The sequence below is a fragment of the Armatimonas sp. genome, from assembly GCF_964826245.1.
Window position 1 is genome coordinate 1 of the sequence record NZ_CBAYMC010000103.1, and the last position, 14,535, is coordinate 14,535.

General features: G+C 59.1%; 12 protein-coding genes and 1 pseudogene. 11 read left to right on the plus strand and 2 right to left on the minus strand.

The window, feature by feature from the left end; all coding sequences use genetic code 11:
* The 5 genes from AC1XOS_RS11395 to AC1XOS_RS11415 form a co-directional block, all read left to right on the plus strand.
* Window positions 1-1,377 (plus strand): AAA family ATPase (locus AC1XOS_RS11395; RefSeq protein ID WP_481962342.1); only part of this gene is annotated, 1,377 nt, incomplete at its 5' end.
* Window positions 1,378-1,388: 11 nt separating this feature from the next.
* Window positions 1,389-2,123: a serine hydrolase gene (locus AC1XOS_RS11400; protein ID WP_481962343.1), complete on the plus strand. Its 735-nt coding sequence runs from the start codon at window positions 1,389-1,391 to the stop codon at window positions 2,121-2,123.
* Complete coding sequence (locus tag AC1XOS_RS11405) at window positions 2,120-2,917, plus strand: phosphotransferase (RefSeq protein ID WP_481962344.1); 798 nt, start codon at window positions 2,120-2,122, stop codon at window positions 2,915-2,917. Before AC1XOS_RS11400 ends, AC1XOS_RS11405 begins: the two co-directional genes overlap by 4 nt.
* 692 nt (window positions 2,918-3,609) lie before the next feature.
* Window positions 3,610-4,470 carry a phytanoyl-CoA dioxygenase family protein gene (locus tag AC1XOS_RS11410; protein ID WP_481962345.1) on the plus strand — a complete coding sequence of 287 codons (861 nt, stop codon included), beginning with the start codon at window positions 3,610-3,612 and terminating at the stop codon, window positions 4,468-4,470.
* A 250-nt stretch (window positions 4,471-4,720) separates the two neighbouring features.
* Window positions 4,721-5,089 (plus strand): hypothetical protein, encoded by a 369-nt coding sequence (locus AC1XOS_RS11415; RefSeq protein WP_481962346.1) that lies wholly within the window; start codon window positions 4,721-4,723, stop codon window positions 5,087-5,089.
* A gap of 92 nt (window positions 5,090-5,181) precedes the next feature.
* Here the strand turns inward: AC1XOS_RS11415 and AC1XOS_RS11420 are convergent, their stop codons facing one another.
* Entirely contained in the window at window positions 5,182-6,237 is a 1,056-nt protein-coding gene (locus AC1XOS_RS11420; RefSeq protein WP_481962347.1) for a mannonate dehydratase, read from the minus strand.
* A 38-nt stretch (window positions 6,238-6,275) separates the two neighbouring features.
* Between AC1XOS_RS11420 and AC1XOS_RS11425 the strand changes: the two genes are divergently transcribed.
* Entirely contained in the window at window positions 6,276-6,752 is a 477-nt protein-coding gene (locus tag AC1XOS_RS11425) for a hypothetical protein (RefSeq protein ID WP_481962348.1), read from the plus strand.
* Between the two features lie 14 nt (window positions 6,753-6,766).
* On the opposite strand, the gene AC1XOS_RS11430 is transcribed toward AC1XOS_RS11425, so the two are convergent.
* Window positions 6,767-9,175 carry a DUF1549 and DUF1553 domain-containing protein gene (locus tag AC1XOS_RS11430; protein WP_481962349.1) on the minus strand — a complete coding sequence of 803 codons (2,409 nt, stop codon included), beginning with the start codon at window positions 9,173-9,175 and terminating at the stop codon, window positions 6,767-6,769.
* A 43-nt stretch (window positions 9,176-9,218) separates the two neighbouring features.
* Here AC1XOS_RS11430 and AC1XOS_RS11435 point away from each other — a divergent pair, with 43 nt between their 5' ends.
* From AC1XOS_RS11435 to AC1XOS_RS11455, 5 genes and pseudogenes are all read left to right on the plus strand, one after another.
* Window positions 9,219-9,422 carry an FmdB family zinc ribbon protein gene (locus AC1XOS_RS11435; RefSeq protein ID WP_481962350.1) on the plus strand — a complete coding sequence of 68 codons (204 nt, stop codon included), beginning with the start codon at window positions 9,219-9,221 and terminating at the stop codon, window positions 9,420-9,422.
* Between the two features lie 87 nt (window positions 9,423-9,509).
* Window positions 9,510-11,462, plus strand: a complete 1,953-nt coding sequence (gene metG, locus AC1XOS_RS11440; protein ID WP_481962351.1) for a methionine--tRNA ligase — start codon at window positions 9,510-9,512, stop codon at window positions 11,460-11,462.
* Window positions 11,463-11,532: 70 nt separating this feature from the next.
* Complete coding sequence (locus AC1XOS_RS11445) at window positions 11,533-12,972, plus strand: Gfo/Idh/MocA family protein (protein ID WP_481962352.1); 1,440 nt, start codon at window positions 11,533-11,535, stop codon at window positions 12,970-12,972.
* Between the two features lie 50 nt (window positions 12,973-13,022).
* Window positions 13,023-14,264 carry a DUF6807 domain-containing protein gene (locus tag AC1XOS_RS11450; protein ID WP_481962353.1) on the plus strand — a complete coding sequence of 414 codons (1,242 nt, stop codon included), beginning with the start codon at window positions 13,023-13,025 and terminating at the stop codon, window positions 14,262-14,264.
* Window positions 14,261-14,535 (plus strand): annotated as a pseudogene (locus AC1XOS_RS11455) (MFS transporter); the annotation flags it as partial. The gene AC1XOS_RS11450 and the pseudogene AC1XOS_RS11455, both read left to right, overlap by 4 nt.

A 14,535-nucleotide genomic window follows, 5' to 3' on the forward strand; every position in this document is an offset into this window, starting at 1 on the left:
ACTACTGCAGAGCACTATGGACTCCGCATCCGCCGTGCAGAAAAAACGAACCGTCCTAATCAAGCAGCAACCTACCACCTGACGGCAGGAAATCAGGGCCGAACCGTAAATCCGCTTTTGGATGCACTGCGTGAAATAGGTGTCCTTGGCAATAAGCATATTCCCCTTGCCTATAAAGCAAACTCACGCGAAGTGCGACTTCGCCTTCTTGCAGGGATTATTGATACAGATGGTTGTATGGCAGGCAACGATTTTGAAGTGATTCAAAAACGGGAACAACTTGCCAATGACATTGCTTTTGTGGCACGCTCTCTTGGCCTTGCTGCCTATGTGACACCTTCGATCAAGTCCTGCAAGATGCTGGGAATGACTTACTCTGATACTTACTACCGGGTACACATCTCAGGTCATACCAATATGATCCCTGTCTTACTCCATCGCAAACAAGCACAACCACGACAACAATGTAAAAACGTTTTGAATGTGGGAATAACAGTAGAACCTGCTGGAGTTGGGGATTACTATGGGTTTATGGTCTCAGGTGATCACCGTTTCCTCCTAGACGATTTTACGGTAGTACATAACTCCCTCACCGCTAAAGCCATTGGTTCACTCTGGAAATTGCCACTTTTGCGCTTAGATGTCGGTAAAATCTTCGGAGGGATCGTCGGTCAGAGCGAAGAAAATATTAGAAAGGCAATTTCAACCGCAGAATCAGTCGCCCCCTGTGTGTTGTGGATAGACGAATTAGAAAAGGGCTTTTCGGGGACACAAAGCTCAGGTTCTAGCGATGGTGGAACGACTAGCCGTGTTTTTGGGACGTTTTTAGCGTGGATGCAGGATAAAAAAGCGCCTGTTTTTGTGATTGCGACGAGCAATGATGTCACGGCATTGCCCGCGGAGCTCCTGCGAAAAGGGCGCTTTGATGAGATCTTCTTTGTCGACCTGCCGTCCAAGGCGGAGCGCCAGGAGATTTTTGACATTCACCTCAAGAAGCGTGGACGTGATCCCAAGAACTTCAAGACCGACGAGCTGGGAAAAGTCGCGGTGGGCTTCTCTGGGGCAGAGATCGAGCAGGCGGTGGTCTCGGCGCTGTTCTCGGCGTTCGCAGATCGCGATAAGAACGAGAAGACGGGTGAGGAGACGATCCGTGAGATGACGGTGGATGACCTGAAGCGCTCGATTAAGATCTCCGTACCGCTCTCGGTGACCATGCAGGAGAGTATTGACCACCTGCGCTCGTGGGCCGAAGAGCGTGCGCGGCCTGTGTCATCCGTGCAGTCCGAGTCGGCGCGGGAGATTCTGGCTGCCGAAGAAAACGAGGATGCGGATGGCTCACCCTACTCACTGCTGAGCGACGACGACGAAGCGCACTAGGCTCCTATTTTATGCAAGACCTAGAAGCGGAGCTGGGCGGCGGCGTGCTGAGCGTGGCGGCGGAGTGTGGTGGAGAGGTTTTTCTCTACCACCCCGACCGTGTGCTCCCCACAGCCAGCTCGATCAAGATCGCCATCGTCGAGGAAGTCTTTCAGCAAGAGCTGGACTTGATGCAGCCCATCACCGTGACCGAGGCGGACTACGTGCCGGGAAGCGGCGTACTCGCAACCCTGACACCGGGCCTCACGTTGCCCCTCGGTGACCTGGTGACTCTGGCGATCTCGGTCTCGGACAACACGGCCAGCAATCTGTGTCTGCGGGCGGTGGGCGGGCCAGAGGCCGTCAATGCGCGCCTAGTGGAGTGGGGCTGCACGGCAACAAAGATCCATCGCCCGATCTGCTTTGCGCTCCAGCCCGGTGACCCACCCCATACCGCCACCGGCACGACCGAAGACTTCGTGAAAGTTCTCTCGCAGCTCGGCCCGGAGACGATGAAGCGCATGCGCCAGGTCAGCGACACCGCAATGCTCCCGCGCTTTCTGGAGGGCTACTTGTGTGCCCACAAACCCGGCGCAGTGACGGGCGTTCGCAACGATGTGGGTAGGATCACAAAAGGCGAGCGCACGCTCACGCTTGCGATCTTTACCCAGGGCTGCTCGGATGTGCGCTGGAAAGTGGACAATGCAGGCTGCCTGGTTGTCGCTAAAGTTGCCCAGCGCCTCACCGAGCACTTTCTTAGTTCATGACGATTGAGCTGCTGACGGGAGGGCAAGCAAACACTGTTTTTGCCATCACCTTCCCCAGTGGTGAGCGGGTTGTCCTGCGGCTCCACTCTCGCACCGATGGCTTTGCAGGAACCATCAATACCATTGCACGCCTCGCCGCGCTGGGGCTTCCCGTGCCTACTGTGCTGGCTTCCGGGCAGGCTCGGGATTTCTCCTGGCTGATCTTGACCTGGACGCCTGGTGTCGAGCTGCGCTGGGCACTGGCAGAGATGACTGCCACGCAGCAAACCCGCGTCGCTGAGCAGATTGTCGCCATTCAGCGCCAGGTGACCACGCTTCCCCAAGGCGAAGGCTTCGGCTTTGTCCCACCGGGCACGCCGGGCAACCACGTCACTTGGTGGAGCCTGCTCCAAACCCACCCACGCCTCAGCGAAGCTCCTGATGATCTTAAAGCCTACTTGCACACCGTCGCACCGATCTGCTTTCTCGACGACATCACGGGCAAGAATGTGCTCATTGAAAACGGAGAGCTGACGGGGCTAATTGATCTGGATTGTGTCTGCTACGGCGACCCACTCTACTGGCTGGCACTGACCCACGTCGGGCTGCTCTGTGACACGGAGACGGAGTTCTACGCCCTGGAGCTCATCCGACTCTGGAACCCCAACTCGCTGGAGCAGCGAGTTCTTGCCCTCTACAGCGCCCTCATGACCGATGATTTTCTGGCTTGGTTCAGCAAAGACGAGAGCTGGGAATGGCAACAGCGAATGCAAGCCGCCCGTGAGCGTTGGTTTCAGAAGGCAAACGAGAGATGATTGTTTTTAGTGAAGCCTCCCCGCACCTGCCGCCATCAGCGAGCCTGCGGGATATTATGGCCATGCGGAGGCGGCACAGCCCCTTGTCCGTGAGGCAGCTCAGCGCGTCGGCTCGCGGTATCTCACAGTAGACATCGACCAAGACAAAGACAGCCACTGGTGGGTGATCGAGACCGGCGATGCCACGTTCTCCAGCCTCAGCCAGGCCCCAAGGCTTATTCTCTGGAACCAGTGAGGTCTTTGTCGCCGCGTTTGCAAGCTGGAAAAACTACCCGACTCCCGCCACCGAAACTTCTGACCACGACCCGGTGCGTGCCTGGCTCTTTTGGAAGGACGCAGCACGCATGCTGGTTCCTAGAAGAAGAGCTTCTGCGCCCGAAATAGTGGCTATGACATCTCAAAAACGTCTATGGCGCATTCGTTTCTTGTTGATCCTGCGGGAAACCCAGCAATTTTACCAAGAGTCCCATATTCCTACCTGACCAAAGCTCTAGAGTGTAGGAGCCAAGAGGGCTATGTTTTATTTTGTCTTTCTTTTACTAGTGTGCGTGTTGGTATCAACGCTCATCAAACGTCACTTAGAGCACAAGTATGAGGAGTGGCCCACCGACAAGACTTTCTAACATTCCCCCAGAGTGAGCAGGAAATCAAGGCTGGCACCATGAACTTGTACCACCATGAAGGGCTTCCCAATGTTAAGCGATGCGCAGGCGCAGAGTTTTCTCGACAATGGCTATCTGGTTGTTAAAGACTGTCTTGACCCGGAGCTGGCCCTGCGCTGGGTTGACGACGGCTTCTCCCGCCTAGGCTACGATAAATCCAACTCCGACACCTGGAAAAAAGACATTGTCTGGATGGATCACTACCACCAGCTACCTGTGCGCGAGCTGGCACCAAAAGCCTGGGCCGCGATCTGCGAGGTGATCGGCGGCGAGGAGCGGCTGGAGACGCAGGTGATGCAGATCGAGTCGACGCACTTCTCGACCATCAACTCCTGGATCTGGTCAGATGCCTTTGTCGCCAACTTCCACCGGGGCGCAGATCAGCCCTGGCAACCACCTAGCGCGGAAGTCACGGGCTGGCACAAAGACGGCAGCTACTTCCGGCACTTTCTCGACAGCCGCGAGCAGGCGCTTCTCACCATTGTTCTCTGGTCCGATATGAAGCACCAGGGCGGCGGGACGTTTATCGCCCCGGACTCCGTGCGCGTGATCGCAAAATTTCTCGCCGAGCACCCCGAGGGAGTCGCACCGGGGGACTTTAAGTTCCAGGAGCTGATCGCGCAGTGCCAGCGCTTCGAGGAGCTCACCGGCGAGGTGGGGGACTTTGTGATCCTGCACCCCTTCATGCTCCACGCCTCGTCGCAGAACACGCTTCGGAGACCGCGCTTCATGACCAACCCACCCGTGGTGCTCAAAGAGCCGATGAACCTCAACCGCGAGAATGCAGAGGACTTCTCTCTGCTAGAGCGTGCGACCCTGCACTACTTGGGCAAAGAGCGCCTTAACTTTGTGCCCACTGCTCCCCGCGAGTCGTACTGGTGGCCGGTGTAACCTCTCCTTAGCTTTCTGGTACGATGGGCTCACCGTTTGTCAGGGAGGCTTGTATGTCACGTGTACTTCGCGCTGAGGAGATTCTGGGGCTCTGGGAGAGAAAGAAGCTGCGAAGGAGCTGGCCCGACTAGCCCCACGGTACTTCGATTTTGAGACGCCTATAAAGGAGCGAATCGCACGGGGTTTTGAGGTTCCAGATCGTGTTGGATGGACTCTTCGGATTCTATTTTCTCCTCAGAAGGCACAACCTTTGCGTGCACCGCGCTACGGTGGCCTGATGCTTCCAACCCTCACAATGCCCCTCACGCGCTGGCCTCTCTATCCCGTGGCCGCCTCCGGAAGCTCTTACTTTGTCTTGGGCGAGGGATATAACTTGGGTGGGAGCCCAGAAAACCCCCTGAAATATCTGAAGTACTGCCAGACGGAAGGGAGCTTCCGTACGCAGCCCGTTCTGGTGCCCACGCGGGAGCAAGCACTTAAGGACGTGGTAGCGTTGCGCCAGTCGGAGGCTTGGAAGGCGATCAAGTGGAAGGATAGTGAGGCAGGCCATAGCTACACGATGCCCGAGGGGGCTACCTGGAACTATCTAAAAGCCCAGGCCGATTCTATCCCCACGTAGCCCGTGTCTTGCCAGAATTTTGGTAGCCCGGTACGGGCTTTGTGGCCGAAGGCCATTGCTGACGCCGGTTTCAACCGGCGGCTACATCGCGGTTACACCGCGCCGCCGTACTCGTTGTTGACGGCTTGCACCAGCGCTTTCATGTAGGCAATCGAGTACGCCAGGCCGGGGCGGGAGCCGCCGAGCATCTGGGGGATGTGGTCGGGGATGATCGCACCGTCGTACTCGACTTCTCGGAGCGCACGCATCACCTGGTGCATGTCCTGGTAGCCGTCGTCGATGAAGGTCTCCTGCCAGGGCTCGGGCATGGGGTTGCTGACATTGCGGAAGTGCACCTTAAAGAGCTTCTTCTGCGCCGCGAAGCTCTTGATCGCCGCAATCACATCGCAGCCCATCCCGACCGTCCCGCCTTCTAGCCAGCACCCCACGCACAGACAGACCCCGATGTAGGGCGAGTTGGCGATGTCCAGTGCCCGCTGGTAGCCCGCCGCGTTGCCAAAGATGCAGCGGGGGATTCCGCCCAGCGCATAGACCGGTGGGTCATCGGGGTGGATGCCGATACAGACCTTAGTCTCCTCGGCGACGGGCACGACTTGCTTGATAAAGTACGTGTAGTTCTCCCAGAGCTCGTCCTCGGTGTAGACCCGCCCGTGGGTCAGCTCGCCCTCGAAGACTTTCTCGATCCAGTGCCCCTTGGCGTTCTTGATGTCCAGCACGCGCGCTTGGACGCCCCCGCGCCCCGCGGTGTGCCCCGTGCTCCAGATGCCGTTTCCCATGTGGGCGTAGGTGTGGTAGAAGATCCCGGCTTTCTGCAAGTTGCGCAGAAACCCCAGAAACTCCTCGATCTTCGCATCGCGACCCGGCAGGTTCAGCGTGATCTCGGGGACATTGTGGACACCGTGGTTGCCGATCCGGTAGATCTTCACCCCATACTTCGCCAGCCGCTCCGCAAAGCGGCAGTAGTCATCCGCCGTATGGTGCGCCGGGTTGACGATATTGAGCATCGCCCACTCCACCCCGAGCTGCTGCAAAAACTGCAAGTCGTCGTCGCTTGCCTCGGAGCTGACATAGGTGCCGATCTGAATGCCCGGTTTGGTGCCATAGAAGCCGGGAACCGCCCGCAAGGGGAAAGTGCTTTCTGTAGCCATGCCAGGATTCTAACACAAACGCCGCACTATACTGCCGTATGGAAGAAAGTAAAGAAGCGTTTCAGGCACGGATGCAAGACTATGAGAAAGAGCATCTGGCACGACTTCAAAAAAACTGGGAAGAAGTCCAAGGCACCGAGTGGGCACAGGTCTATTGTCTCAGTAAGGCAGGGATCGCTGCTAAAAATAACGACAAAGAGTCCGCCGACGTATGGATCGCTCGTCTGCTGGAAACGGCTCCCACGGAAGGAAAAAGCTATTTTCTTGCAGCCATGGTGCATCGTGAGCTTGGCGAAGAAGCGGAAGCACTGGCCAAACTAGGTGTTGCGATTCTTCTGGACCCCAGCTACTACCCGGCTCACTCCGCGATGGCTAAGCTTCTCTTTGCACGAGGCGCAACCGATGTCGCGCAGATCCTCTTGGAGCAAGGCTGGAAACAGAAAGTGAAGCTGGAGAGGGTATTTCTGACACGCCCTAGCAAAGAGGAACGCCAGCGGTTCTTTACCCTCCCCTGAATCTCAAAGTTTCTCTAGTGATTGAAGAGAAACTCCTTGGAGTTGAGCAGTGCCCAGAGAATATCCTCTGCCTCTTTGCCCTTGTCTTTGGCCTCACGCAGCGACATCACCGCGTCAAATGTCTCGTCTGGATCGGGGAGGCGGGAGACGGAGGCGAGGTAGAGTTCTTGGACGAGCTTCTCATCCGGCGTTTTCGCCTCGATCAGCTTGGCGATGCGGCCTGACTTGCTGGCGAGCTTCTCGTTGATTCCCTTGCCGTTCATAAAGTGCAGGAGCTGGCCCAGGTTGGGGGCGTCTTGTCGCTCGCACTGGCAGACAATATTGCGGGCGGGGCGGCCAAACAGATCGAGAAAGTACGAGCCGGTGGTGGTATCGGGGAGCTCAGTGGCGCGCATGCCCGCCGGGTAGCCGCCAAATTTCTCGGGTGAGCCGGTTGCGCTTCCCACGGCATCTAAGAGCGACTCGGCATCGAGGCGCTTGAAGAAAAAGTGCGAGAAGTAGCGCGTGTCGGCGACATTGAGCTTGGTGGGGGCGGCGCTGCGCTGGTAGGCTCGGGTGGCGAGAATCGTGCGCATCGTGTGCTTGAGGTCGTAGCCGTGGTTCACAAAGTCCGCCGCCAGCCAGTCTAAGAGCGCCGGGTTGGTGGGGGGATTGGTGACGCGCACATCGTCCACAGGGTCAATCAGGCCCTGGCCCAGGAAATGCTTCCAGAGGCGATTCACTAAGACTTTCGCAAAGAAGGGGTTTTTCGCATCCGTGAGCCAGTCCGCAAAGGCGAGGCGGCGGTCACCGGTGAACTCTTTAGGGAGAGGAGCACCATCGAGCGCTGTCGGAGTCATCACTTTTCCGGTACGCGGGTGCACGGACTCACCAGAGTTTGTCGTGTAGATGATCTTCTCGTCGGGTGTCTCGCCGTTCTTGGTGCGCACTCTTGAGAAGAACGCGGCGAACTGGTAGTACTGGTGCTGCTTCCATTTTTCGTAGGGGTGGTTATGGCACTTGGCGCAGGCGATACGCACCCCCAGAAAGAGCTGCGAGGTGGTCTCCGTGAGGGCATCGGGAGTGGCGGCGGCGCGGAAGTAGTTGGCTGGGCCTTCGTCGAAGGCGCTGCCTCGTGCCAGGAGCAGCTCGCGGGCCACCTGGTTCCACGGCTTATTAGTCGCGACACTATCCCGAATCCAGCGGTTGAGCGACACGAGCCCTTTATCGCCCAGCACATTGCGGTTGCTGCGCAGAAGATCGCCCCACTTAAGGGTCCAGTAGTCCACAAACTCCGGGCGCTCCAGTAGCTTCTCCACGAGTTTCTGACGCTTCTGAGGATCCGTGTTGGCAAGAAACGCTCGGACTTCGTCGGGAGTGGGCAGCGTGCCGATCAGATCCAGGGAGACGCGGCGCAGAAAGTCCGAGTCGGAGCAGCTGGGGGAGCTATCCAGCCCCAAGGCGGCGAGCTTATTCTCGATCAGCCGGTCTACATTGGTGGGCTGTGGCTGGGCGGTGCGTGGCTTGCCAAAAGGGGAGAGCAGCGAGGCAGTGGCGACGCGGTCCTGGTAGCGGATCAGGATCGCGCCCTCGCCCTTGCCGACGATCTGGGCATTACCCTCTGTCGTCACCTGCGCGACGGAGCCATCACTTACACTGAAGAGCGACTCCGCGCTGACATCGCGGCGGGTCTTGTCGGAGAAGCTCGCCCAGACCCGAAAGCGCTGTTTCTGGCCCACGGAGAGCGTTCGCACGGCAGGGACGATCTCCAGGCCCGTGAGCTCTGGCTCTTCCGGCTTGGGGCGTGGCATCCCAGCGGCGATCCAGTCCACCAAGAGCTGGTGGGGCGCCGAACCTGCCTCGAAGAGCTGGCCGCCTTTATGGCTCACTAGCATCGTGGGTTTGCGCAGAAGCAAGCTGTTCTCCGGCTGAGCGGGCGAGACTCTCCGCCCGGCAGCGGCGCGGGTAATGGACTCATAGTCGGCCTCGGGATCGTAGCCCTGAAGCGAGAGCTTAAAGCCGCCCTTGCCCTGCTGCGCTCCGTGGCAGCCGCCCTGGTTACAGCCATAGCGCGTGAGGATCGGCACCACATCCGACGTAAAGCGCGGTTGTTTGGCTCCTGCGAGCCCCGTTACCGTGACGGGAATCATCAGAATCTGCCCATTACGTGTCGCGGTCAGAACCGTGCTGCCATCTTTGCGCGGCCAGAGGGTGCCGTCTTTCAGCACCGCCAGGCTCGGGTTGGCCAGCGCGAGCTTGACGTCACCGCTCACGTCACGGCCATTTTCTTCCACCAGCACCCGCGCGGAGCTATAGGCCCCAGCGAGCGTGATGGCTTTCTCGGCACCGGTAAAGGCGAGTGTGGTTTTGGCAGGCGGCGGCGGTGCGCTATAGCTTAGGGCTCCTAGGCCCAGCAATGCCCCGATGCACAGCAGTTTTCTCATGGCGTTTATTATACCTCTGCTTTGCGCGGTAAAATAGAGTGTTATGCCCATTTACGAGTACCGCTGCAAGTCCTGCCAGCAGAGCTTTGAGACACTGCGCTCTTTTTCCCAAAAAGACGAGCCCACGCCCTGTCCCGAGTGCGGAACCCCAACCAAGACACGCCTGCTCTCGCTGACGGCAGCCCAGAGCCATGGAGAAAGCTGCGGCTGGGATGCAGGAGCCAATGCCTGCGTGCGCCCTGGCTGAGCGCTTCCCACCCGGCGCTGACCCGTGCGGTCGGCCTTTTTTTAATTTTTGCTTTTTTTGCCCCTCTCTGACGATACAGACTTCACCATGCCTGAAAAACGCTACTACATCACCACGCCTATCTACTATGTCAATGGAGTTCCCCATGTGGGCAGCGCCACGACCACGCTTCTGTGCGATGCCCACACGCGCTACCGCAAGCTCCGGGGCGACGACGCGTACTTCCTCACCGGCACTGACGAGCACGCGCAGAAAGTCGCGGATGCGGCGGCAAAAGCGGGGAAGACGCCCCAAGCTTTTGTGGATGACGTCAGCCAGCGCTATGTGGAGTGCTGGCAGTATCTGGGAGTAGACTACAATAGCTTTATCCGTACCAGCGAGGAGCGCCACAAGAAAGTCGTCCGCGAGGTATTCCAGAGGCTACAAGCCAGCGGCGATATTTACTTAGGTGTCTACGAAGGCTGGTACTCCGTGGCCGATGAGACCTTCTTCCGCGACACCGATGTGGACGAGAACGGGATCGTCAAAGAGACCGGCGCAAAAGTGGTGCGCATTCAAGAAGAAGTCCACTACTTCAAGCTCTCGGCCTACGGTGAGCGGCTCAAGGCCCATATCGCCGCCAACCCGACTTTTCTCCTGCCCGAGACGCGCCGCAATGAAGTGCTGGCGATGATCGACGATGGCCTGCGCGATATTGCGATCTCCAGAAAAAACGCAGGCTGGGGCATTGAAGTCCCTGGCGACGAAGGCAAAGTCTTCTATGTCTGGTTCGATGCGCTCATCAACTACTTGAGCAACACCGGCTGGCCCGAGAACGAGAACTTTGACACGCTCTGGCCCGCCGATGCCCACTTAATGGCCAAAGAGATCTACGCTCGCTTCCACGCCACGTTCTGGCCCGCGATGCTGATGGGGCTGGGCCTGCCGCTTCCCAAGCATGTGGTCGGGCATGGCTGGTGGACGGTCGGCGGTGAGAAAGGCAGCAAGAGCAAGGGCAATATCCCTGAGCCCAAAGCCGTCGTGGATGCGCTCGTTACGGCCAGTGGCGCGTCGGAGAGCGCGGCGAAAGACGCCCTGCGCTACTATCTCCTGCGCGACATCCGCTTCACCGACGACTCCGAGTTCTCGCTGGAGTTTCTGGCGGGGCGCTGGAACGCCGACCTGGGCAACGACTACGGCAATGTCCTCAACCGCATTCTAAAAGCCACCTACTTCGACGGCACGATTCCCACCAATGCACCGCTTGATGCAGGGCTCACCGCGCTGGCCGCAGAGACGGTCGCCGCCTACACGAAAGCCCTGGAGCGCTTCGAGTGGGGCAACGCACTGGCTGCCGTCTGGCCGCTCCTGCGTGCTGTCAATGTCTACCTCGCGGAGAAAGCCCCATGGAAAGCCGCAAAGGCAGGCGAGACCGAGGCTGTCGCGGAGGCCGTCTACAACGCGCTGGAAGGCGTGCGTCTGGCGACCTATCTGCTCTCGCCGGTCATGCCCAAGATCGCCGAGGAAGTGGCCCAGCAGCTGGGCTTGGCCTCGATCACGGCAGGCACCTGGGAAGACAACACTCGCTTTGGCGCTCTGTCCGGCGGCATCAAGACCGGCGAGCCCGCCCCGCTCTTCCCGCGTGTGGACACAAAAAACTTATCTTTAACGGAGAAACCCTTGGAAACGACCCCTGCGCCTATCGCGGCGCCCGAAGCCCCTGCTGAGACCAGCAACGAGATCACGATTGACGACTTTCTAAAAGTCGAGCTGCGTGTCGCCGATATTGTGGCGGCGGAGAAAGTAGAGGGGGCCGACAAGCTCCTGAAGCTCCAGCTCAAGATCGGCGAGGAAGACCGCCAGATCGTCAGCGGCATCGCCACGGCCTACACGCCTGAGGAGCTCATCGGGCGGCAGATCGTCGTGGTCTACAACCTCAAGCCCCGCAAGATGCGCGGTGTCGAGAGCAAGGGCATGCTCCTTGCCGCCACCGATGCCGAGGGCAATGCGATCCTGCTCCAGCCCGACAAGAAAGCCGACTCCGGTAGCACTGTTCGGTAGTAAAGGAAGGAAAACCTCGTCGCTGGGCCGAACTTTTCTTTAGACTTTTAGTTCTTTGGGAGAAGAAGCAATGACACGACGAGGTTTTCTGGACGAGGCGTTCTTTGCGGCGGCGATTGCGTCGCTGACTGCATCCGGGGCGTTTGCCACGGAGCCGGAGCCAAGCCGCCCACGACGGCGCTATGGAGCGGCGGATAAAGTGCGGATGGCGGTGATTGGGGTGCATGGACGGGGGATGGCCCATGTCGATGGCTACTTGGGCCAGCCCGATGCCGAGATCGTTGCGATCTGTGATGTGGACTTAAGCTCCGCGGAAAAAGCGGCGGCGGCGATCGAGAAGAAGACGGGCAAGAAGCCCAAGATCTACCAGGACCTGCGTAAGGTTTTTGAAGACAAAGAAATCGATGCCGTCTCTTGTGCTCTGCCGATCCACTGGCACGCACTTGCGGCGTCTTGGGCGATGCAGGCAGGCAAGGATGTCTATGTGGAGAAGCCCTGTAGCCACAATGTGAGCGAAGGACGGCGGCTGGTGCAGCTTCAGCAGCGCACTGGGCGCATCTGCCAGGTGGGAACCCAGAGCCGCTCCGCAAAAGCCGTGCAGCAGGGGATTAAGTTTCTGCACGATGGCAAGCTGGGCAAGGTGACCATGGCGCGGGGGCTCTGCTACAAGCCGCGCAAGAGCATTGGGATCAAGCCCGACGGCCCCGTGCCTGCGGGCGTGGACTACGACATCTGGCTAGGCCCGGCTCCCAAGCGGCCTTTTAACCCCAATCGCTTCCACTACGAGTGGCACTGGAACTTCGACTACGGTGCGGGAGATCTGGGCAACCAGGGCATCCACCAGATGGACATTGCGCGCTGGGCACTGGGCAAGCACGAGCTCCCGCTGGGGGTCGAGACCATTGGCTGTCGGCTGGGCTATGTAGACCAAGCCAATACCCCCAACACCGTTGTCTCTACCTACGACTATGGCGACAAGCAGCTCATCTTCGAGGTGCGTGGCCTGCCGACGGAAAAGTTCATGGGAGCGGATATCGGCGATATTGTCTACGGTGAGAATGGCTATGTTGTCTTTACTTCTAGCTACGGCAAGGCAGCGGCATTCGACAAAGAGGGCAAGCCTCTGGAGACCTTTAGCGGCGGCGGGGATCACTTTGCGGCGTTTATCAAAGCCGTTAAGAGCCGTCAGCAGTCTGATTTGGCTGCGCCGGTTCTGGAAGGCCATCTCTCCAGCGCACTCTGCCATCTGGGCAACGTGAGCTATCGCTTGGGTAAAGAAGGCGATCCGGCCAAGAGCAACTTTGAAAACAAGCCGTTTGGTGAGGCGTACTCGCGCATGATGCAGCATCTCACGGCTAACAATGCGCTCACGCCCGATGCCAAGCTGCGCTTTGGGGCGAGCCTGAAGTTCGATCCCAAGAAAGAGCGCTTTGTGGGGGCAGGTGATAGTGAGGCAAATAAGCTGCTCACCCGCGAGTACCGCAAGGGCTTTGAGCTTCCCAAGGCGTAAATCGCACTCGCAGGGGAGGAATCGCTTCCTCCCCTGTCGAAAACCGGTTCATGCCAAAACCTGAACTACTCCGCCGCAGTGCCGTTGCCGGAGCCGCCGCTGCGGGCGTGATGCTCACGGCGGGCGCTGCCGATGCCCAGAGCATCCCGGTGCGTGTCACTGCTGAGCGTGCCGATAGCGCTGCCGCGCCTCTCTCGCTGACGGTCTCCCAGGCCGATCTCAAGAAAAAGCACACACTTCCCAAAGGTGCGACGCCACTGACCTGCCAGATTCAGGCCGCGGGGAAAGACAAGGCAACTCTGGTTTTTGTGGCTCCCGCGCTCAAGAAAGGCGAGTCTAAGCTCTTTGTGCTGACGCCGGGTAAGGCCGCTACAGTTCAAGTCAAAGAAGCCGGTAAGAACGCCGAGATCCTGATCGGTGGCCAGCTCTTCACCCGCTATGACACCACCACCGGCCCTAACAAGCCCTATCTCTACCCCATTCAGGCCTTTGGTGGCAAGCACATGACCCGGCGCTGGCCGCTAGAAGAAGTGGGCCACGAGGAGAAAGACCACCCGCACCACCGAGGGCTCTGGTTCACCCACGGCGAGATGAACGAGGTGGATTTCTGGACGGAAGTGGCGAAGGCGGGGCACCCGATTGGCAAGACCGTCAATACCGGCTACTCCGTTCTGGAGAGCGGCGCGGTCTATGGCAAGCTCGGTACCAAGACCGACTGGATCACGGAGGCGGGCAAGACGATTGCCAAAGACACCCGCGAGATTGTCGTCACGCCTGTCGGGGAGAGCATCTTGCTGGACTTCTCGGTGACGGTCACGGCGGTGGGCGGCCCTCTCACTTGGGGCGATACCAAAGAAGGGACTTTTGCGCTCCGCGTCCCTGAGATCATGAAAGCCGAAAAGGAGGGGCAGGGGAGGTTAGAAAGCGCCGAGGGCGTGAAAAACGCGGCAGTCTGGGGGAAACCATCGCCATGGCACGACTACTGGGGGCCGGTGGAGGCAGGCGGCGAGACCTTCGGGATCGCGATCTTTGACTCTCCGAGCAACCTGCGCTACCCCACCACCTGGCACTCGCGCACCTACGGCCTCTACGCCGCCAACCCCTTTGGCCTCCACGACTTTGACGCCACCAAAAAGACCGACCGGCACGCCGGGCAGCTCATTACTCCCGAAGGCAAGTCCGTCACGTTTGCCTACCGCGTTCTCTTCCACAAAGGCGACACCCGCGCCGCCAAGATCGCCGAGAGCTTCAACGCCTGGGCCACCCCGCCGAAAGTCGAGCTTGCCAAATGAGCACCCTGAGCAACGACGACAAAAAACAGAAGTGGTGGCAAGGAGTGCCGCGCTATGCCTGGATCGTGCTGGGCGTCTCCGCGCTCGGCTGGCTCTTCGATACGATGGATCAGAACCTCTTCAATCAGGTGCGACAGTCATCACTGGTGGACATTCTCGGGAAGGACGCCCCCAAGGAGCTCGTCGCTGACTGGAGTGGGAAGCTAACCGCCATCTTTCTAATCGGCTGGGCAGTCGGCGGGTTTATCTTTGGGGCGCTTGGGGATAAGTT